Source organism: Pseudomonas phytophila, assembly GCF_025643095.1.
GTDB classification, from domain to species: Bacteria; Pseudomonadota; Gammaproteobacteria; order Pseudomonadales; family Pseudomonadaceae; genus Aquipseudomonas; species Aquipseudomonas quasicaspiana.
This window is the reverse complement of sequence record NZ_CP081201.1, coordinates 4,494,499-4,514,008: the sequence shown is the minus strand read 5'-3', so window position 1 is coordinate 4,514,008 and position 19,510 is coordinate 4,494,499. Positions and strand designations below refer to the sequence as shown.

Here is a 19,510-nt window from a genome sequence, read left to right as displayed (position 1 = left end):
AAGCAAAAAGAGGGGATGTTACTGAATGTGGCTGGTGGGTGCTACACGCAGGACCGGCTTTGCATAGATTCTGTGGGAGCAGAGCTTGCTCGCGATAAGGCTGGACGCGGTTCACTTTAGATCGCATCCAGCATTATCGCGAGCAAGCTCTGCTCCCACACGATTTCATGTCAGCCAACAGATCGCAATCAGTTCACTTGCTCATATATGCTTGCACCCCCTCACTCAACCGAGCGATGCGCTACCCATGAATGCCGTTTCACCGTTGCAGGCCTACGAGCGGGCCGTCGAGCAGTTGGGTTTTCAGCCGGACGCCGCGCAGTTGCATGCCGTTCAACAGCTGCAGGCCTGTTTTCAGGCGCTGAATGACAACCCGAAATCGGCGCAGGGCGTGTACCTGTGGGGCCCGGTGGGGCGGGGCAAAACCTGGTTGATGGATCGCTTTTTCGAGAGCCTGAGCGTTCCGGCACGGCGTCAGCATTTTCATCACTTCATGCGCTGGGTGCACAAGCGCATGTTCGAACTGATCGGTACCTCCAACCCCCTCAAAGTCGTGGCGCAAGAGCTGGGGCGTGATGTGCGGGTGATGTGTTTTGACGAGCTGTTCGTCACGGATATTGGCGACGCGGTCATCCTTGGCGGTCTGCTGCAAGCGATGTTCGAAGCAGGCGTCGTGCTGGTCTGCACCTCCAACCAGCCGCCCGAGCAGTTGTACAGCCATGGTCATAACCGTGAGCGATTTCTGCCTGCCATCGCAGCCATTCAGCGTTACATGGAGGTTGTCACGGTGGATGGCGGCGAAGATCACCGCTTGCATCCAGGGTTGCTGCATCAGCGTTATTTCGTTACCGAGCCGGGGCAGAACAGTGCGCTGGCTGCTGTATTCGAGACGCTCAAGGGTGATGAGGCAGTCTCCAGTGGCGCGGTGTCCGTGGGACATCGCAACATCACCAGCATCAAGCACAGCGATTCCGTGTTGTGGTGCCGCTACGTTGATTTGTGCGAACAACCGTTGGCCGCCATGGATTTCATTGAGCTGTGCGACCAGTTCTCGACGATATTGCTCAGCGAAGTTCCGGCCCTGAGTGCGCCACAGCGCGAAGCCAAAATCGCCCGTGGCACTGAGGACGCAGTCGAGCAGGTAGTGGCTGGAGATCGTGAACTGCCGCAGCTGTCGCCCCACGACGACGGTGTTCGGCGCTTCATTGCGCTGGTGGACGAATGCTACGACCGTCGCGTGCCTTTATATGTCGATGCCGCGGTGCCCATGCATGAGCTGTACACCCAGGGCTATCTGTCGTTTGCCTTCCGCCGCACCTTGAGCCGCTTGCAGGAAATGCAACTGGAACGCTTCATTCAGTAATCAGGTTCGGCGTCGCTGTACCAGCACGTGTTTGCAGCCTTCGAAAATCAGCACCAGCACCGCCAGCCAGATCGGCAGGTAGGTCATCCACTCGTCGCGGCCGATGCTCTCGCCCAACAGCAATGCGACGCCCACCAGTAATACCGGCTCGACGTAGCTGAGCAGGCCAAACAGGCTGAACGGCAGCAGACGGCTGGCAACGATGTAGCTGACCAGTGCCGAGGCGCTGATCAGACCCAGCACTGGAATCAGCAGATACAGCATCGGGAATTGCTCAACCACGGACGCATCGCCGTTGACGATGAACCAGACGCTGATCGGCAACATGAATGCCATGTCGAACCACAAGCCGCCAAGATTATCGGTAGCCAGTTTGCGCCGGAGTACGAAGTACAGCGGGTAACCTACCGCGACCAGCAGGGTCTCCCAGGCGAAACTGCCGCGATTGAGCAACTCGTTGGCGACACCGACCATGGCGCAGAAGGCCGCGATCTTTTGCAACCGCGACAACCGCTCGCCATAGACGATACGCCCGGTGACGACCATCGTCAGCGGCAGCAGGAAATAGCCCATGGACACCTGAAGGCTTCGGCCATGCAGCGGTGCCCACATGAACACCAGCAATTGCGCGCCCAGCAATAACGAACAGAGGGCGATGCCGATCAGCAGTGTCGGTTGCTGGCGGATACGCCCGGCGATTTTTTTGACCAGATGCCAATCGTCACTGAACAACAGAAAGACCGTCACGCACGGCACCGTCAGCAGCATTCGCCAACCGAAGATCTCTTCCCCGCCCAGTGGTGTGAGCAGCGATGTATAAAAATACATCACCCCAAACAGCACCGAAGCCAGAACCGACAGCACCACACCTTTATACACAGCAGCCTCTTCACGTTGTGGGCAGTTGCAGGGCGGCCCGGTTCAAAATGGTGCGTAGTTTAGCTGCTTTGCGAATTTATGAGTTGACCCAAATCCTGTAGGAGCTCACCGAGGTTACGAGGCCAGCGATGGCGGTGTGTCAGACAAACCGCATCGCTGGCCTCGTAACCTCGGTGAGCTCCTACAGGTCCAGTGTTTGCTGCACGACAGGGCGATCTCCTGCAAAAAAACTGACAGCATCTGCTAGGCTGCGCCGGTTACCGGACCTTTTGGTCCGCCGTTTTCAAGGAGCCTGCATGACTTCCATCAGCACCCCGGCGCCGGTTGTGCCGGGACGAAAGGAACAATTCTCCACCCGTGTAGCTTTTTTCATTGCCGGTTTTGCCATTGCCGCCTGGGCGCCACTGGTGCCGTATGCCAAGGCCCGGGTTGGGCTGGATGAAGGCACCCTGGGGCTGTTGCTGCTTTGTCTGGGTGTCGGCTCGATTGTCGCGATGCCCCTTGCCGGTGCGCTGGCTGCGCGGATTGGCTGTCGTCGGGTGCTGTTGATTTCCTCGGCGATCATTTGCCTGTGTCTGCCATTGTTGGCCACGGTTTCGCATTTGCCGTCGCTGATTGCTGTGCTGTTCATTTTTGGCGCGGCGATGGGCGCACTGGATTGTGCCGTGAATATTCAGGCAATCATCGTCGAGCGAGCCAGTGGCAAAACCATGATGTCCGGCTTTCACGGCCTGTTCAGCCTGGGCGGTATCGCCGGGGCTGCGGGTGTTGCAGGGTTATTAAGCGTAGGCGCATCGCCTTTGGTCTCGATGTTTGTCGTCGTCGCGGTTTTACTGATCGCGTTGCTCAAGGCCGCACCGCATTTCCTTGATTACGGCAGCGAAACCGATGGTCCGCCGTTTGCCATCCCGAGAGGCGTGGTGTTGTTCCTCGGCCTGCTGTGCTTCACGGTCTTTCTGTCTGAAGGGGCGATGCTGGACTGGAGCGCGGTGTTCCTCAGCGAGCTGCGCGGAGTTGAAACTTCTTATGCGGGGCTGGGTTACGCGGTGTTTGCCTTGACCATGACCGCAGGCCGGTTGTTCGGTGATGCGGTAGTGCGACGTGTCGGCCCACGGCAAATAGTGATTCTTGGCGGCTTGTGTGCGGCGGCCGGGTTGGCATTGGCCACCCTCGTACCGTCATGGCAAGCGGCACTGCTCGGCTACGCATTGGTGGGGGCGGGCTGCTCAAATATCGTTCCGGTCTGCTACAGCGCGTTGGGTCGACAAAAGAGCATGCCCGAGAACGTCGCCGTTCCGGCGTTAACCACCCTGGGTTATGCCGGGATTTTGATCGGCCCGGCAGCGATTGGCTTTATCGCCCACGCCAGCAGCCTGGAAGTTGCGTTCATGGTTGTCGCCGTGATGCTGATCGGCGTGGCGATTGGCGGCTCACGGCTCAAGGTCTGACTTAAAGTTTGCGGGCCATGCCGGAAACCCGGATCGAACTGCCTTTCAGATCAGTAATCTCAGCGCGAATCCGCGAGCGACTGCCCATGTCCTCGCCCTGCACAATGTCGATGTGCCCACCGTGAGGCCATTCAAGATCGCGCAGGTAACCGGCGAATGCGGCCGTTGCAGCGCCAGTGGCGGGGTCTTCGTACACGCCGCCCCAGGCGAACGGATTGCGTGTGTGGAATAGCTGCAGATTTTCCGCATACGCCAGCAATATCGTGACCCATCCGGCACGGGCCATCAGCTCATGCCCGGCCTGTTGGTCATACTCCATGGCCCGCAGTTTTTCCCGACTGTTCAACACCAGCACCAGATGCTGCGCGCCGCCGTTGATCAATGCCGGTGGAATACGCGCGTCCAGATCGTGTTGGGCATAGCCGAACAACTCCAGCGCTTCATGAAGCAAGGCCTCATCTATGGGCCCGCTTTGAGTGGGCGGTGATTGCAGGGCCGCTGAAATCAAATCGCCCTGAGCATGACCTTCGACGCTGATCTGCGCCTGGTTCAGCGTCAGGTTAAAAACACCGTCGCCATAGTGACCTGCCAGCGCTGCACCGAGGGCAATCGTCGCGTGACCGCAGAACGGCACCTCGGCTTCAGGCGAGAAATACCGCACCCGAAATCCTTCGGCGATGGGTGCAGCAAACACGGTTTCGGAAAACCCTACTTCGGCCGCGATGCGCTGCATCGTCGCCTCATCCGGCAAAAAGTCCCCGAGCCACACCCCTGCGGGGTTGCCGCCTTGGTCGCCATCGCTGAATGCAGCCAGTTTAATAACGTTGTCGGTCATGTTGGTAAGAGCCTGTAGTGAGAGCCTGTAATGAGAGCGACGGCGAGTTTCATCAAAGCCGGATGAGTACTCCAACCAATAGTCCTTATGTGAAGCATCTGCAAATTTGATCGATGGATGAACAGCGCACAATCCATGTAGGACCTGCCGAAGGCTTCAAGTGCGTTTTATATGACACACCGCTTCGCAGCCTTCGGCAGCTCCTACAGGAATTGTGTTGAATCAGGCTTTGAGCTTGTCCAGCCTGACTTCCATTACCTCAAGCACATCGCAACTGTCTTGCAGCAACAGGCAAGCAGCACTGGCAAGGCTGGCAGTGTCGGGCTCTTTGGCGTCGCTGAGGCTGCTCATCAACTCTTTCACCGCGCGCAGGCGTTGCACGGCGAAGTGGTGCAGGTCGGGCAGTGGGGCGTCGGGGTTGATGAACAGAACGGTGTTGGGGGATTGGGAAAGCGGGGTGTATTGAGTCATTCGGTTATTCCATCTATGTGATTTAAAGCCTGCCCCCGGTTTCGTCGCCAAACGAAATCAGGTGGCAGCTGTACGCAGGTTGGCGAACCGGTCACATATACCCGGCAGACCCGGAGGTCTCCCACGCACAGCCGCCATAACTATTGCCCACACAGGTGAAGACAACCAAGCATTGGAGCTGTTGCGTATATGTAGTCCGGATCGCCAAATCCGGTCGCTGATGTGCAGCGACGGGGCGAATCATAGGGGGGAGGGCTGTTGGGTGCAACCGATGGCGGGGTGATGTCTTTGATTGGAAATGCTGTCCCTGTGGGAGCCGGGCTTGGTCTGGGCAGCATTCCGACGATGCTGACACCGCGCTATGTCAGATGCCGTGGTGCGCCCTTATCGCGGGCAAGCCCGGCTCCCACAGATTTGCCTTGATCTCAAGTTCATGATTGACCTGTGGACCGGCTTTAGCCGGTCCCACGTTAACTAGCGGGCAGCCATAGAATCTCACCCGGAAGAAGCAGCATTCAGCTTGAGCTTTACGCAGGCACCATCGCGAACCCGACACCAAAACGGTTCCAGGCATTGATGGTGGCAATCGCGAGGGTGAGGTTGACCACTTCGCTGTCGGTGAAGTGTTCCTGCAAGGCAAGGTATTGCTCCTGCGACGCTTGCTGGTTGGGCAGCAGGGTCATGCTTTCCACCCAGGCCAGTGCGGCTTTTTCCCGAGGGGTGAAAAAGGCGGTTTCGCGCCAGACGCTGACGGTTTGCAGGCGCGATTCTTTTTCCCCAGCACGGCGGGCGTCGTTGGCGTGTTTGTTGATGCAGAAGGCGCAGCCATTGATTTGCGAGGCGCGCAACCGGACCAGTTCCAGCAGTGAGTTTTCCAGCCCGGATTTACATACGGCAGCCTCAAGGGCGGCCATGGCGCGGTAGGCTTCAGGGGCGACGGTGGCCCATTGGATGCGTTCGTTCATGCTGGCGTTCTCTTAGGTTGAATGCCCATCGGGCGATGGCGCCAACCTTAACGTCGGGGGCGGGCGGTGTGGATAGCCAATCCCCGGCGTTTCGAAGAGACCAATTACCTCAGTAGGCTTCACCCACGGCCAGAATGGTCGCCACCAATGCCTGTGCGCGGGGCACCAGGGTGTCCAGTTCCAGGTATTCGCGATCGGTATGCACCTTGCCGCCCACCGGGCCGAGGCCGCACAGCGTGGGAATACCGAGGCTGGCGGTAAAACCTGAATCGGCACAACCACCGGTGAATTCGCCTTCGACACTGAAACCTAACGTCTGCGCCTGCTGCTGATACAGCGCCAGCAAGCGGGTGCTGTGCTGCGCTTCCATGGGCAGGAATGTTGTGGCTTCTTTCAGGACGGTAGTGGTACCGGGCAATTCTTCTTCGCCGACGATCTTCTGAATCGCCGTGAATATCTGATCCCAATGTTTGAGTTCGATAAAGCGTACATCCAGCTTCGCCGTGGCACTGGGCGCGACAGTGTTGCTCGACGTGCCGCCGGACATCAGACCGACGTTGGTGGTGATGCCCGCCGGGTAATCGGTCAGTGCATGCAGCTTGACGATCTTGCGCGCAAGGGCCTCGATGGCGCTGGCGCCGTCGGCATGGTTGACCCCCGAATGCGCCGCGCGGCCGCTGACTTCGATGATCAACGTAGCGCCGCCTTTACGAGCGCTGACGACGTTGCCGCTGGCTCTGCCGGGTTCAGTGTTGAGCACAGCGCGAGCCGCACGCGCGGCGGTTTCGATATGGCCGCGAGCACTGCCGGAGCCGATCTCTTCGTCACCGGTGTACAGCACCTGAACCGGGTAGGGCAGTTGACCGGCACGTTTCAGCGCTTTGAGGGCAAAGCAGTTGAGGACCAGACCGCCTTTCATGTCCGCCACGCCCGGCCCGTAAGCAAGGGTGGCGTCCCGGCTGTAACCCCGGGTTGCGGTGGTGCCTTTGGGAAAGACCGTGTCGCGATGGCCCAGCAGCAAGACCGGCTTGCCCGCTGCGCCGGAGACTTCGGCGAGCATCACATCGCCAAATCCCTCCACCGGCATGCGTTCGAGCAGGATGCCGTCTGCTTCCAGTTCGGCCGCGAGCAGTGCGCCCACGGCATCGACACCCGCCTTGTCATAGCTGTTGGAATCTGTGTCGACGATGCGTTGCAGCAATGACTCCATCGCCTCGCCCTGGCCCGCGAGCCAGTCCAGCGCCTGTTGTCGAGCGTCGCTCATTTGGCTTGCTCCCGCTGTTGATGCTCCTGCGTCAATCTCGAAGCGTCGTTGCCGAGATCCCAGAAAAGCCCGGCCATGATTTGCAGGCTCTCTTTCACCACGGGGGCGAGCAAATGTTCATTGGGCGCATGTTGCGAGCAGGCGGGGTACGAATGCGGCACCCAGAGCGTTGGCAAGCCGAGCACGTCAGCGAACACGTCATTGGGCAGCGAGCCGCCAAGGTTAGGCAGCAGGGCCGGTTTTTTGCCGGTGGTTTCAGCCAGGGAGTTCAGCGCCCAGCCAACCCACGGGCTTTGCGGGTCAAGACGGGTGGCGTTCATCATGTCGATGCGGCCTTGTTTGACTTCCACCTGAGTGAAGCCGTGGGCATCCAGGTGAGCGCGCACCGCGGGGATGAAGGTGCTGTAGTCGCTGTCCACCACAAAACGGATGTGGCAGTGGGCGTTAGCTTTACCGGGGATCGCATGCACCGGCGCATCGGGGTTGCCAGTCTTGAAGGCGATGACGTCGAGGGTGTTCCAGCCGAAGACTTTCTCGCTCAGGGTCAACTCTGGGTTGCCCCAGTTCGGGTCGATTTCCGGGTCGCCGGGACCGCCACCGACTTCAATATCCGCCAGCGCCAGGCGCACGGCTTCGGGCACTTCCTTGGGCATCAACGCAGGGATTTTCACCCGGCCCTGTTGATCGACCATGCTGGCAATGGCGTTGGCCAGGATGATGCCGGGGTTGGACAGCAGGCCGCCCCAGTTGCCGGAATGGTGTGCGCCTTCACGAAGGTTGACGCTCAGTTCGAAGTTGAACACGCCCCTGGAACCGAGAAAGATCGTCGGGCGCGAAGCCGCCAGACGCGGGCCGTCGGAGGCGATGAACACGTCAGCCTTGAGTTCTTCAGGATGCGCTTCGCAGAACGCGCGCAATCCCGGCGAGCCGTCCTCTTCGCCCATTTCCAGCAGCAGTTTGACGTTGAAACCCAGCTTGCCGTCGCGAGCCTTGAGTGTCTGCTCCAGTGCCGTCAGGTTGATCAAGTGCTGACCCTTGTTGTCCGCGGTGCCGCGACCGTACCACCGCTCGCCATCGACCTTGACCTCCCACGGCGACAGGCCTTCACGCCACTGTGCGTCATAGCCGTTGACTACATCGCCGTGGCCATAGCTGAGCACCGTCGGCAATGCCGGGTCTTCAATGCGAGTGGCGATCAGCAGTGGGCCGCGCTTGGGCAGCGGGTTGTCGTAGATCTGCACACTGAAGCCCAGCGCTTCGACGTGGGGCGTGATGAACTCCTTGAGGTAGCGATAGAGCTCCGGCAACTGATCCGGGATCTGGCTTTCAGTGTGCAGAGCGACGCTGCGTTCGAGCAGGGACAGGAATGCGCCGTTGTCGAACTGCTCGGTGGTGTAGCTGATGGCCTGTGAACGACTCATGAGTGGACGAGCTCCAAAGTTTGGGCAGGACTGTCGTGGAGGTGGCAGCGCACTTTGCCGCCGATGATCGAATCATTGGCCGGGTAGGCCGTCTTGCAGGGTGCGAAACAGCTGGGGCAGCGCGGGTGAAACGCGCAACCGGACGGCGGCGACATTGGGTTGGGGAAAGTACCGTGCAGGCCGATGTCGGGTATGCCCAAACGCGCATCGGGCGTGAGCACCGAATCCAGCAGAGCACGGGTGTAAGGGTGGCCGGGTTCAGCGAACAAGGACTCACGGGTGCGTTCTTCGACGATACGCCCCAGATACATCACCGCCACGCGATCAGCCAGATGTTCGATGACCGCCAGGTTGTGGCTGATCAGCAGGTAGGTCAGGCCGAATTCGCGCTTGAGATCCTGCAGCAGGTTGAGGATCTGCGCCTGCACTGAAACGTCCAGCGCGGAAGTGGGTTCGTCGCAGATCAGCACGTCCGGACGCATGATCAAGGCCCGGGCAATCGCCACCCGCTGACGTTGGCCACCGGACAGCTGGCTCGGGTAGCTGTCGATGACGCGCTTGGGCAGGCCCACTACGTCGAGCATCTCTTCAGTTTTTTTGCGGCGCTCGGCAGTGGTGCCGATGCCGTGAACGATCAGCGGCAGGGTGACGATTTCCCGCAGTGTTTTGCGCGGGTTCAGCGACGAATACGGGTCCTGGAAAATTGGCTGGATGTGCCGGGACATTTCCTTGCGATCGGTGGCGGCCAGATGTTTGCCATTGACCAGTACATCACCACTGGTGGGCGGCAGCAGGCCGAGTAGCATCTTCGCCAGGGTGCTTTTACCGCACCCGGATTCGCCCACCAGCCCGAGGGTTTCACCGCGCATAAGCCGCAGCGATACGCCGTCGACAGCCTTGAGGGTGGCGGGGGCTTTGAAGAAGCCTTTGTTCATGCGGAACTCGCGACGGATGTCGCACAGCTCAAGAGCGATGTCCTTTTTCATGACCGTTCACTCTCCATCTGCCGAATCGGCTCCGGACCCGGCGCTGCAAACAGACAGCGAGCCATGTGGCCATCTCGCATTATTTCGGGAATGTTCTGCGCGCAGGCATCAATGGCCTGACCGCAACGGTTACGGAACGCGCAGCCTTGTTGTTCACCGACCAGACTGGGCACCAAGCCTGGGATCGAACCCAATGCTTCACCCGGTTTGGTCTTGCCGGGGATCGGGATACTCGCCAGCAAGCCCTTGGTGTAAGGGTGTTGCGGGTTTTCGAAGAGTTGCAGGGCAGGAGCGGTTTCGACGATTTCCCCGGCGTACATCACCGCAACACGGTCGGCGATCCGCGCCACCAGACCGAGGTCATGGGTGATGAAAATCACCGCCAGACCGAATTCTTTCTGAATGTCGCGGATCAGCCGCAGGATTTGCGCCTGAATCGTCACGTCCAGCGCCGTCGTCGGTTCGTCGGCGATGATCAGGTCCGGTTCGCACATCAAGGCCATGGCGATGATCACCCGCTGGCGCAAACCACCGGAAAGCTGGTGCGGGTACTGACCGAGCCGTTCGGTGGCGTTGCTGATGCCGACTTTTTCCAGCATTTGCGCGGCGCGGGCCAGAGCGTCTTTGCGTGACACCTTGCGGTGCTGGGTCAGTACTTCACTGAGCTGATCGCCAATGCTGTAGGCCGGGTTCAGCGAGGTCATGGGCTCCTGAAAGATCATCGCCAGCCGGTTGCCGCGCAGGTCGCACATGCGCCGCTCGCTCTGGGTGAGCATGTCGATGCCGTCCAGGGTCAGGCGGGTTGCGGTGCGTTTGGCCTTGCGTGGCAGCAGGTCCATCAGCGCCAGCGACGTCAGGGATTTGCCACAACCGGACTCGCCGACGATGCACAGCATCTCGCCGCGCTCGACTTCAAAGTCCAGGCCGCGCACGGCGTGCAGCATGTCATCCGGCGTCGGGCTGTTGCCCATGGGGATGTCGACGCGCAGGTTTTCAACGTGGAGTAGTGCCATGTTCGTGGCTCCTCTATCAGTTGCGGCCGTCGGGCAGGATAAGGTCGCGCAGACCGTCGCCGACCAGGTTGATGCCCAGCACCAGAATCATCAGGGCGACGCCGGGAATGGCGATGACCCACGGGGAAAAGAACATGTAGGGTTTGCCTTCGGCGATCATCAGCCCCCACGACGGGGTGGGCGGTTGCACGCCGACACCGAGGAACGACAGCGCTGACTCCAGAAGGATCGCGTGGGCCATTTCCAGGGTGGCGACCACGATCAGCGCGCCGACCAGATTGGGGAGGATTTCACTGGCCAGAATGCGCAGGGTCGAGCAGCCCAGTGCCTGGGCCGACGCAACGTATTCAGCATCGCGAATCTGCTGCACCGACGCCCGGACCACCACCGCAAAGCGATCCCACAAAAGGCAACCCAGCAGCACGATCACGACTTTCAATGACCCGCCCATCAGTGAAGCCGAAGCCAGTGCAACCATCACCACCGGCATCGCCAGGCGCGTAGTAATCAGGTAGCTGATGAAGGCATCGACCTTGCCGCCGTAGTAACCGGCGAGCAGACCCATGACCGTGCCGATGAAACCGGAGATCAGTGCTGCGGCGACGCCGATGAACAGCGAGATACGCGCGCCGTAGAGCAGCCGCGACAGATAATCACGGCCCAGCTTGTCGGTACCCAGCGGGTATTCCCACGTGCCGTTGGCCATCCAGACTGGCGGTTTCATGCGCAGCATCACGTCCTGGACGTAAGGGTCGTAAGGCGCCAGCCACGGCGCGAACAGTGCACCGATGAAGATGATCATCAGTAACACCATGCCAATCGCAAAACCGCGATGGCGAAAGCTTTTGCCCAGTACCCGGCTGAGACTGCTGGGGGGCGGCAGGTAGTCGTTGATGGCGAGAGGGGCGGCGGGTGTGCTCATGGGAGCCTCCGGGCAGCGCGGGAATTCGGCAGGAATGGAGATCCCCTGTGGGAGCGGTGCTTGCCCGCGATAAGAGCACCGTAGATATCAGGCCTATCGCGTCCAGCCTTATCGCGGGCAAGCACCGCTCCCACAGGTTTTGTGTTCGACATGGGCATTGGGTCGTCAGGATTTGAATGGCGTGTCGTCAAGAACATGGCAAAGCCTCCTTAGCGCACACGAATGCGCGGGTCGAGCAGTGCGTTGAGCACGTCGGCCAGCAAGGTGAGGATGATGTAGATCACTGCGATCAGCAGGACCACGGCTTGCACCACGGGGAAGTCGTCGCGGGCGATGGCGTCCCAGGCGAGTTGCCCGACGCCTTGCAGGGAGAACACGGTTTCGATCACCACCGAGCCGCCGAGCATGAAGCCGAACTCCACAGCGGCCAGCGCCACCACCGGAATCAGCGCATTGCGCAACGCGTGCTTGAATAGCACCCGTGCCGGGCGCAAGCCTTTGGCGCGGGCGGTGCGGATGTAGTCGGAATTGAGCACATCCAGCATGCCCGCCCGGGTCAGGCGCATGATGGCCGGCGTTGCGTAGTAACCCAGCGCAATGGCCGGCATCACGAAGTGCAGGAACGTCGAGTTGCCTGACACCGGTAGCCATTTCAGGGTGACGGCGAACACCACGATCAGCATCAGCGCAAACCAGAAACTCGGCATGGCCTGACCGAGTACGGCGATGCTCAACGCCAGACGGTCAATCCAGGTGTCACGTTTGACCGCAGCCAGAACACCCAGCGGAATGGCCACCACCAACGCAATGCCCAGCGCCATGGCACCCAGACTCAAGGTGATCGGCAAACGGCTGGCGATCAGGTTATAGACAGATTCCTGAAAGAAAAAAGAATCGCCCAGATCAAGCCGCAGCAAGTCGCCCAGCCAGTTGAAGTACTGGGTTGGCAAAGGCTTGTCCAAACCGTACTGCACGCGGATCTGCTCGATTTGTTCGCTGCTGGCTTCCGGCCCGCCAATGGCAGTGGCCAGGTCACCGGACAGGTGCAGAAGAGAAAAACTGATGATCGACACGGTAATCGCAACGCACACGGCGATGCCCAGACGACGCAGAAGGAACCCAAGCATGGCAAGTTTCCTCGTATCCATTGGCTGAAAAAGTGGAGGTATGCCGTGGCGCGATCACGTAGCGCCACGGCAACGATGGTTGCGGGTTATTTCCAGCTGGACAGCACGAAGCGCGGCAACTCGTCCGGGTACGGCGTGAACTCAAGTTCCGAGGTGTAGGCGTAGTTCATCGAGTAGTTGAACAGCGGCGCCCAGTAGGCCTGCTCGCTGATGCGCTGCAACGCCTTGCGGTAGTTGTCCTTGCGCACTTGCGGGTCGAGGGCGTTGTCGGCGGTTTGCAGCCAGCCCTGGACTTGCGGGTCCTTGATATTGTCGTCCGGGTTGCCTTTGAACCAGGTACCGGCCGAGGCCGAGGTGTCGAGGATCGAGAACGAGCCCCAGGCCTGGAACGACATCGGGACTTTGCCACCACGTTGCTGATCGCGCAGAGCGGCGTACTTCAGGTAGCGCAGCTTGGCGTTGATGCCCACAGCGCGCAGGTTACCGATGATGGCTTCGACGTAATCACGGTCGCGGTAGGCGAAGATCTCTGTCTCGAAACCGTTCGGGTAACCGGCTTCAGCAAGCAGCGCCTTGGCTTTGGCCGGGTCATAGTTGTAGACCGTCGCCGCCGTGGTATCGCAGCCGAATTGCCCTGGGTAGCACGCCACCTGCAACGGTTTGGCTTCACCGCCCACCAGTTGCGAAGCCAGCCCGTCACGGTTGATGGCGTGGTTGATCGCCTGACGCACCTTGAGGTTCTTCATCGGCGAGTTTTCGCTGGAAGTGCCGCGAGCATCGAGAATCAGGAAACCGATACGCATGGTCTCGCCGCTGGTCACGGTCAGGTTCGGCATGCCTTTGAGGTTCTCCGACTGATCCGGTGCCACGCGCCACACCCAGTCGACACCGCCGGTCATCAGCTCCGCCAGACGAGTCTCGGCGTCCGGGATGACGCGGAACTTGATGTGGCCGATGTGCGGCAGGCCCTGCGGGCTGTCTTTGAAGTAGTCCTTGTTGATGTCCATGGTTACACCTTCACCGGCCACCACGGATACGGCTTTATAAGGACCGGTGCCAATCGGTTTACGGCTGAATTCAGCCATGCCGACTTTCTCGAAATAGTTTTTCGGAAACATCGGGACGGCGTTGGACAGGTATTCGAGGGCGGGCGGGAAAGGTTTTTTCAGGTGAAGACGGACGCTGTAATCACCGGTTTTTTCGGCGCTCTTGATCCAGTCGACGTTTTGCACAGTAACGACTTTGGCTTCGGGCGACACGACGTAGTTGAGGGTGAACACCACGTCGTCGGCGGTGAACGCGTCACCGTTGTGAAATTTGACGCCTTTGCGCAGTTCGAAATCGATGGTGGTGTCATCGACCTGTTTCCAGCTGGTGGCCAGCATGGGTTTGTATTCGCCGCTTTTGGGATCGCGGTACACCAGGTTGTCCCAGATCAGTCGGCCGAGAATCACGCCTTCGCGCAGGTCGTTGTGATAAGGGCTGATGTTTTCAGCTTCGCTGTCGGAAGCGTAAACCAGTGTGTCGTTGGCTTTACCGGCGTGGGCCGGGAAGCTGCTGATGAAGCCCAGCAGCGCAATACTGAAAGCGAAACCTTTGATGCCCATGCCGTCGTCTCCGTTGGCGAGAGTGGTTGAATCAAAGGGCAGCTGTTCGCAAATGCGGAAAGGAAATCAGGCAATGTTCTTTTTGGTGTGGACACGAATGTAGGCGATGGTTTACCAATGCCACAAGCACAATCTTTCGATACTTGCTTTGCCGAAAAGGCAATACATGGAGGTACTGATGCAGTTGTATGGCGTGCAATCCACAGCCCTGCGCTATTTCCTTGAAGTGTCGCGTTGCGGTTCCATCAGCGAAGCGTCCATGCGCCTGAACGTCGCAGCCTCTGCGGTGAGTCGGCAGATCACCAAGCTTGAACTCGCCCTGGACGCCACGCTGTTCGAGCGCCGCGCCCGAGGCATGGTGCTAAGTGAGGCAGGCACGCGACTCGCGGCGTATGCGCGCAAATCGCAACTGGAAGCCGAGCAGGTGGTGTTGGAGATTACCGAACTGCACGGCCTGCAACGCGGGCACGTACACATCGCCTGTTCGGAAGGCTTTGCGCTGGATTACATGCCCCATAGCATCGCTGCATTTCGGCGCGAGTATCAGGGCATTCACTTCACGCTGGAGGTGTGCGCACCGGCTGAAGCCACAGAGAAAGTGCGTTCCGGCGAGGCTGATCTGGCGCTGACGTTCAGCCTGACGCCGCAAAAGGAAATCTGCGTCGAGCACGTGATGAGCGGGGCGATTTTTGCGGTAGTTGCCAACTCCCATCCCCTGGCCGAACGCGACGCTGTCAGTCTTGCCGAACTGCAGCCTTACCCGATTGCACTGCCCAGACCTGACACGACCCTGCGACAACTGTTCGATATCTGCTGCGGGGTGCAGGGCCTGATGTTCGAGCCGGTGCTGACCAGCAATTACATCGGCGCGCTGTACAGCTTTGTGCGTGAGGAGGGCGGTATCAGCCTTTCCAGTGAGATGACCCTGCACAAGCAGGTGGTGGGCAAAGAGTTGCGATGCCTGCCGATTCTCGACGAAGGCATGCAGGCACGGCGAATCGAGATGCAAAGCATGGCCGGTCGTAACCTGCCGGCTGCCGTGTCTGCCTTCAGGGATTTTCTGATCGCCGAGTTGGCGAAAACCGCTGGCGATCAGACTGGCGGCGCTGGATGACACGTTCCCGAAGCGCATCGTATGCCCAGTTGAAGATCAGGGTGTAAGGCAAAAACAGCAACAACAGGCCGATATCCAGCAGGAATGCTTCCAGCAGGCTGATCGACAGCCACCACGCCGCCAGCGGCACGATCACCAGAATCAGGCCGCTCTCGAAACCCAACGCATGCAACATGCGCGTACCGAATGACAGTTTGAAGCCCCATTTGCGGCGCAGCCTATCGAACATGGCATTGAACAGCATGTTCCAGAGCATGGCCACGGTGGAGATCATGACGGTCATCGCGCCCATTTTCGCCAGCGAGTGACCCATGGCCCAGGCGAGCAGGGGCGCAAACAGCAGGACGCCGATGATTTCGAAAAGAAGCGCGTGGAAGGCGCGTTCCTTGATGGATTTGGTTGGCATAGGTTGGCCTTTGGGTAGCTGACAGTTTTCGACTTGAAATGCATTCCCTGTGGGAGCAGAGCTTGCTCGCGATAAGGCTGGACGCGATAGGCCTGAGATCTGCGGTGGGCTCATCGCGAGCAAGCTCTGCTCCCACAGGGGATGGGTGTTTGCTTCCGATAACGTGCATTGTCATCGGCCCGTGCGTTAAAGTGAAAATCGTTTCCATCGGTAAAACCGATACGAGGTTCGCATGAGTTATTCCCCGGAAGCCCTGGAAGCGTTTGCCCAGACGGTCGCATTGGGTTCTTTCAGCGCATCGGCGCGGCGTTTGGGCAAGAGTCAGTCAACCATCAGCGAGGCCATCGCCCGTCTGGAAATCGACTTGGGTCTCGAGCTGTTTGATCGCTCTTCGAAGCATCCAGTCTTGACCGAAGCGGGCAGGGCCATGCTCGGGCGCATCGAAGATGTGTTGGCCGCTTCCGACAAACTGCGCCGCGCTGCCGGACGTCTGGCCGATGGCATGGAGCCGCGGCTGACGCTGGTGCTGTCCGACGCCAATCAGTTTGCCGATTTCGAAATCCGCATGGCTGAGCTCGACCAGCGCTTCCCCGAGCTGGAACTGGAGTGCGTCTTCGCCGAGCACGGTGACGCCATTAGCCTGATTCAATCAGGGCGCGCGTCCCTTGGACTGCTGTCGGCACAGGCCAGCTACCCGCCTGAAGTCGGTTACGCGACGATTGCCGAGCGTGCCGACTTCGGCTTGTTCGTGGCGCACAAGCATCCCTTGGCTCAGCAGGCGCAGGTCGACTATCAGCATCTGGCCCAGTACCGGGCGTTGCGCTTGAATACGTTGGTGGACCAAAGCGTCCCCACTGATGATTTGCCCATCAGCGGCCATCGTCCTTGGTCGGCACCCAACTATTTGTTGCTGATGGACATGGCTGCATTCGGCTTCGGTTGGGCGGCGCTGCCCCGCTGGCTGGTGTCGGGCTATGCCAGCGGCAAGCTCAAGGAACTCGACGTACCGGGTTGGCCACGCAGTTCTGCGGTGGACATCATCTGGTCACGACAACGCAGCCTCGGGCCAGCGGGCGCCTGGTTACTGGAAACGTTCACCCGGCATCGCGGCGAGTGATCAGCTAGGATGACGCTCCATTCGCAGATCGAACGCTGAATATGGCTGCCGTAGAAATTGTTTCTGTAGAACCTCAAGACATCCCCGCCGTCGTGGATTTTGTCCTGCAAGCCCGTGCGGAAATCTTCCCGAAGCTCGACCTGGCAGGCATGCCCGCAGATCTGGCGCAGTTTGCTCAGGTTTACAGCGAGGAGGGCGGTGGCCGGTTTCTGATCGCCCGGAGCCGCGGGGAAATTGTTGCGGCAATTGGTTACTTGCCGTACGACGGTCGATTCCCGCAGTTGGATTACGGGCAGCGCAAGGTGGTGGAAATCGTCCGGTTGTTTGTGATCCCGGAGTTCCGTCGTTCAGGGCTGGCGACCACGATCTTCCTTGCCCTCAAGGCGCGTGCCGTTGAACAGGGTGTGGATGTGCTTTACCTGCACACCCATCCGTTTTTACCGGGGGCGATTGGCTTCTGGGAGCGACAGGGTTTCCGGGTCGTGGACGTGGAAAGCGATCCGGTTTGGCAGACGACGCATATGGAGTGCGGGTTGGTTTAGGTTTGAGGCTTGCGCGTTTCCGCTGTAGGAGCCGCCCTGTTCCTGGCAACGCGCTGTCGCGTAGCAAACACGGACCTTGTCGGCGTGAGCTTGCTCGCGATTCGGTCTGTCATTCGATGAAGATATGGCCTGTCCTGACGCCATCGTGAGCAAGCTCACTCCTACAGAAAAGCATTCCAAACCAGATGGTTGTAGTTTGTTTGATAAGAGCCGGGCTTGCCCGCGAAGAACGATAACGCGATATACCTGCCTACGTGTCCGGCTTATCGCGGGCAAGCCCTGCTCCCACATCCACATAGAGGTGTGGCGTAAGTGATTCCCAGAATGGCCACAACCCTGTGGGAGCCGGGCTTGCCCGCGAAGAACGATAACGCGATATACCTGCCTACGTGCCGGGCTTATCGCGGGCAAGCCCTGCTCCCACATCCAGACAGAGGCGTGGCGTAAGTGATTCCCAGAATGGCCACAACCCTGTGGGAGCCGGGCTTGCCCGCGAAGAACGGTAACGCGATATACCTGCCTACGTGTCCGGCTTATCGCGGGCAAGCCCTGCTCCCACATCCACATAGAGGTGTGGCGTAAGTGATTCCCAGAATGGCCACAACCCTGTGGGAGCCGGGCTTGCCCGCGAAGAACGGTAACGCGATATACCTGCCTACGTGCCGGGCTTATCGCGGGCAAGCCCTGCTCCCACATCCAGACAGAGGCGTGGCGTAAGTGTGCGCTGGTCTAATGACCCCGGACACCTCAATAGGGGAAACTATATCCATTGAGGAGTCACCATGACCAAGAAATACAGAAAATTCGATGCCGCTTTCAAGCTTGATGTTTGCAAGCTCATCGTCGATCAAGGCCAGAGTGTGAACTCTGTCTGCCTTGATATGAACCTGAGCGATACGGCAGTGCGTCGCTGGGTTGAGCAATACAAGGCCGAGCTGTTAGGTGGCCCGGGAATTGGCAACCCGTTGACCAGCGAGCAACAGCGTATTCGCCAACTGGAGCAGCAGATTCGTGAGCTGAAAATGGATAATGACATCCTAAAAAAAGCTACGGCCTTCTTTGCCCGCGAATTGAAGTGATCCATCAACTGGTTCACCAATTACAACGTAAGGCCTACCCGGTGGCTCGTCTCTGTCGGGTACTGCGGATCAGTCGCTCCGGTCTTTATGAGGCCCAACAGCGTCGTTTGAAACCCAAGCCCGCCTGTCCGGCAGCGGCCAGGATCAAGGCAGCCTTTGAAGCGTCGGAGCGTTGCTATGGTAGTCGTCGTGTGGTGAGCGCATTGCGTAAAGAAGGCCTGTCGATTGGTCGCTTCAAGGTGCGCAGCCTTATGAAACAACAAGGTCTGCGCCCGGTCTGGAAGCGTAAGTTTGTTCACACAACCAACAGCAATCACAACTTGCCGGTGGCTGAAAACCTTCTAAATCGCCAGTTCAACCCTGCGGCGATCAATCAATCCTGGGTTGCAGACATTACTTATATCCGCACACGCGGCGGCTGGGTGTACCTGGCAGTGGTCATGGACCTTTTCTCGCGCAAGATCGTGGGCTGGGCCATGGCCCCTCATATGCGAGCCGAGCTGGTAATCAGCGCCATGCAATTGGCTATCGCTCAACGCCAACCTGAGCCAGGTTTGATCGTCCACTCGGATCGAGGCAGTCAGTACGCAGGAGCGGCTTATCAGGCGCTGCTGACCCGCAATGGAATGCGTTGCAGTATGAGCCGCAAGGGTAACTGCTGGGACAACGCGGTTATGGAGCGCTTCTTTTTGAACCTGAAAATGGAGCGTACCTGGAGGAAGGATTACGCCAACCACGCCGAAGCGATAAAGGACATCACGGACTACATCGTGCGGTTCTACAACGAGGGGCGATTGCACTCGAAACTGGGCTATGTGCCGCCCAATCAATATGAGCGGCAAGCAGCCTGACAATCACCGATTGAGGTGTCCGGAAAAAGTTGACCACTGCAGTGATTCCCAGAATGGCCATAACCCTGTGGGAGCCTGGCTTCCCCGCGAAGAACGATAA

General features: G+C 59.3%; 18 protein-coding genes. 6 read left to right on the top strand and 12 right to left on the bottom strand.

Annotated features, from left to right (window positions below; genetic code table 11):
- The first annotated feature begins 247 nt into the window (after window positions 1-247).
- Window positions 248-1,363 (top strand): cell division protein ZapE, encoded by a 1,116-nt coding sequence (gene zapE, locus K3169_RS20400; RefSeq protein WP_231676759.1) that lies wholly within the window; start codon window positions 248-250, stop codon window positions 1,361-1,363.
- Here zapE and rarD read toward each other — a convergent pair whose 3' ends face one another.
- Window positions 1,364-2,242: an EamA family transporter RarD gene (gene rarD / locus K3169_RS20395; protein ID WP_122396716.1), complete on the bottom strand. Its 879-nt coding sequence runs from the start codon at window positions 2,240-2,242 to the stop codon at window positions 1,364-1,366. It abuts the gene before it with no gap.
- Window positions 2,243-2,538: 296 nt separating this feature from the next.
- Here rarD and K3169_RS20390 point away from each other — a divergent pair, with 296 nt between their 5' ends.
- The gene (locus tag K3169_RS20390) at window positions 2,539-3,690 is read left to right on the top strand and encodes an MFS transporter (protein ID WP_263267722.1); all 1,152 of its coding nucleotides are present in this window, start codon (window positions 2,539-2,541) and stop codon (window positions 3,688-3,690) included.
- Window position 3,691: 1 nt separating this feature from the next.
- Here the strand turns inward: K3169_RS20390 and K3169_RS20385 are convergent, their stop codons facing one another.
- The 10 genes from K3169_RS20385 to K3169_RS20340 form a co-directional block, all read right to left on the bottom strand.
- The gene (locus K3169_RS20385; protein ID WP_263267721.1) at window positions 3,692-4,525 is read right to left on the bottom strand and encodes a PhzF family phenazine biosynthesis protein; all 834 of its coding nucleotides are present in this window, start codon (window positions 4,523-4,525) and stop codon (window positions 3,692-3,694) included.
- A gap of 222 nt (window positions 4,526-4,747) precedes the next feature.
- Complete coding sequence (locus tag K3169_RS20380; protein WP_027898370.1) at window positions 4,748-4,996, bottom strand: hypothetical protein; 249 nt, start codon at window positions 4,994-4,996, stop codon at window positions 4,748-4,750.
- Between the two features lie 527 nt (window positions 4,997-5,523).
- Window positions 5,524-5,961 carry a carboxymuconolactone decarboxylase family protein gene (locus K3169_RS20375; protein WP_231667509.1) on the bottom strand — a complete coding sequence of 146 codons (438 nt, stop codon included), beginning with the start codon at window positions 5,959-5,961 and terminating at the stop codon, window positions 5,524-5,526.
- Window positions 5,962-6,070: 109 nt separating this feature from the next.
- Window positions 6,071-7,225, bottom strand: coding sequence for a M20 family metallopeptidase (locus K3169_RS20370; RefSeq protein ID WP_122395957.1), 1,155 nt, complete (start codon window positions 7,223-7,225; stop codon window positions 6,071-6,073).
- Complete coding sequence (locus K3169_RS20365) at window positions 7,222-8,646, bottom strand: M20 family metallopeptidase (protein WP_122395956.1); 1,425 nt, start codon at window positions 8,644-8,646, stop codon at window positions 7,222-7,224. Before K3169_RS20365 ends, K3169_RS20370 begins: the two co-directional genes overlap by 4 nt.
- Window positions 8,643-9,632, bottom strand: a complete 990-nt coding sequence (locus tag K3169_RS20360) for an ABC transporter ATP-binding protein (protein ID WP_099267227.1) — start codon at window positions 9,630-9,632, stop codon at window positions 8,643-8,645. Before K3169_RS20360 ends, K3169_RS20365 begins: the two co-directional genes overlap by 4 nt.
- Entirely contained in the window at window positions 9,629-10,645 is a 1,017-nt protein-coding gene (locus tag K3169_RS20355; RefSeq protein WP_263267716.1) for an ABC transporter ATP-binding protein, read from the bottom strand. The genes K3169_RS20360 and K3169_RS20355 overlap by 4 nt, the downstream gene beginning before the upstream one ends.
- 16 nt (window positions 10,646-10,661) lie before the next feature.
- On the bottom strand, window positions 10,662-11,567 hold the full coding sequence (locus K3169_RS20350) for an ABC transporter permease (RefSeq protein ID WP_099267225.1): 906 nt from the start codon (window positions 11,565-11,567) through the stop codon (window positions 10,662-10,664).
- A gap of 209 nt (window positions 11,568-11,776) precedes the next feature.
- Window positions 11,777-12,694, bottom strand: coding sequence for an ABC transporter permease (locus tag K3169_RS20345; RefSeq protein WP_027902510.1), 918 nt, complete (start codon window positions 12,692-12,694; stop codon window positions 11,777-11,779).
- Between the two features lie 86 nt (window positions 12,695-12,780).
- A complete protein-coding gene (locus K3169_RS20340) occupies window positions 12,781-14,301 on the bottom strand; it encodes an ABC transporter substrate-binding protein (RefSeq protein ID WP_263267713.1) in 1,521 nt (506 codons plus the stop codon).
- A 178-nt stretch (window positions 14,302-14,479) separates the two neighbouring features.
- Between K3169_RS20340 and K3169_RS20335 the strand changes: the two genes are divergently transcribed.
- The gene (locus K3169_RS20335; protein ID WP_263267711.1) at window positions 14,480-15,415 is read left to right on the top strand and encodes a LysR substrate-binding domain-containing protein; all 936 of its coding nucleotides are present in this window, start codon (window positions 14,480-14,482) and stop codon (window positions 15,413-15,415) included.
- On the opposite strand, the gene K3169_RS20330 is transcribed toward K3169_RS20335, so the two are convergent.
- Window positions 15,351-15,821 carry a multidrug/biocide efflux PACE transporter gene (locus tag K3169_RS20330; RefSeq protein WP_263267709.1) on the bottom strand — a complete coding sequence of 157 codons (471 nt, stop codon included), beginning with the start codon at window positions 15,819-15,821 and terminating at the stop codon, window positions 15,351-15,353. The two genes, K3169_RS20335 and K3169_RS20330, sit on opposite strands and share 65 nt — an antisense overlap.
- 232 nt (window positions 15,822-16,053) lie before the next feature.
- Between K3169_RS20330 and K3169_RS20325 the strand changes: the two genes are divergently transcribed.
- The 3 genes from K3169_RS20325 (at window position 16,054) to K3169_RS20315 (ending at window position 19,410) form a co-directional block, all read left to right on the top strand.
- Entirely contained in the window at window positions 16,054-16,938 is an 885-nt protein-coding gene (locus tag K3169_RS20325; protein WP_263267708.1) for a LysR family transcriptional regulator, read from the top strand.
- A 41-nt stretch (window positions 16,939-16,979) separates the two neighbouring features.
- On the top strand, window positions 16,980-17,480 hold the full coding sequence (locus K3169_RS20320; protein WP_231676765.1) for a GNAT family N-acetyltransferase: 501 nt from the start codon (window positions 16,980-16,982) through the stop codon (window positions 17,478-17,480).
- A gap of 782 nt (window positions 17,481-18,262) precedes the next feature.
- Window positions 18,263-19,410 (top strand): IS3 family transposase gene (locus K3169_RS20315; protein WP_263267706.1). Its coding sequence is split into 2 segments (ribosomal slippage): window positions 18,263-18,518 and window positions 18,518-19,410, totalling 1,149 coding nucleotides; the frame shifts between segments, so codons are not numbered across the junction.
- Window positions 19,411-19,510 lie beyond the last annotated feature (100 nt).

What these genes read in the sequence shown, in the direction of transcription:
- zapE (WP_231676759.1), top strand. Translation starts at nt 248, where the DNA reads ATGAATGCCGTTTCACCGTTGCAGGCCTACGAGCGGGCCGTCGAGCAG.
- K3169_RS20390 (WP_263267722.1), top strand. Translation starts at nt 2,539, where the DNA reads ATGACTTCCATCAGCACCCCGGCGCCGGTTGTGCCGGGACGAAAGGAA.
- K3169_RS20385 (WP_263267721.1), bottom strand. Translation starts at nt 4,525, where the DNA reads ATGACCGACAACGTTATTAAACTGGCTGCATTCAGCGATGGCGACCAA.
- K3169_RS20380 (WP_027898370.1), bottom strand. Translation starts at nt 4,996, where the DNA reads ATGACTCAATACACCCCGCTTTCCCAATCCCCCAACACCGTTCTGTTC.
- K3169_RS20375 (WP_231667509.1), bottom strand. Translation starts at nt 5,961, where the DNA reads ATGAACGAACGCATCCAATGGGCCACCGTCGCCCCTGAAGCCTACCGC.
- K3169_RS20370 (WP_122395957.1), bottom strand. Translation starts at nt 7,225, where the DNA reads ATGAGCGACGCTCGACAACAGGCGCTGGACTGGCTCGCGGGCCAGGGC.
- K3169_RS20365 (WP_122395956.1), bottom strand. Translation starts at nt 8,646, where the DNA reads ATGAGTCGTTCACAGGCCATCAGCTACACCACCGAGCAGTTCGACAAC.
- K3169_RS20360 (WP_099267227.1), bottom strand. Translation starts at nt 9,632, where the DNA reads ATGAAAAAGGACATCGCTCTTGAGCTGTGCGACATCCGTCGCGAGTTC.
- K3169_RS20355 (WP_263267716.1), bottom strand. Translation starts at nt 10,645, where the DNA reads ATGGCACTACTCCACGTTGAAAACCTGCGCGTCGACATCCCCATGGGC.
- K3169_RS20350 (WP_099267225.1), bottom strand. Translation starts at nt 11,567, where the DNA reads ATGAGCACACCCGCCGCCCCTCTCGCCATCAACGACTACCTGCCGCCC.
- K3169_RS20345 (WP_027902510.1), bottom strand. Translation starts at nt 12,694, where the DNA reads ATGCTTGGGTTCCTTCTGCGTCGTCTGGGCATCGCCGTGTGCGTTGCG.
- K3169_RS20340 (WP_263267713.1), bottom strand. Translation starts at nt 14,301, where the DNA reads ATGGGCATCAAAGGTTTCGCTTTCAGTATTGCGCTGCTGGGCTTCATC.
- K3169_RS20335 (WP_263267711.1), top strand. Translation starts at nt 14,480, where the DNA reads ATGCAGTTGTATGGCGTGCAATCCACAGCCCTGCGCTATTTCCTTGAA.
- K3169_RS20330 (WP_263267709.1), bottom strand. Translation starts at nt 15,821, where the DNA reads ATGCCAACCAAATCCATCAAGGAACGCGCCTTCCACGCGCTTCTTTTC.
- K3169_RS20325 (WP_263267708.1), top strand. Translation starts at nt 16,054, where the DNA reads ATGAGTTATTCCCCGGAAGCCCTGGAAGCGTTTGCCCAGACGGTCGCA.
- K3169_RS20320 (WP_231676765.1), top strand. Translation starts at nt 16,980, where the DNA reads ATGGCTGCCGTAGAAATTGTTTCTGTAGAACCTCAAGACATCCCCGCC.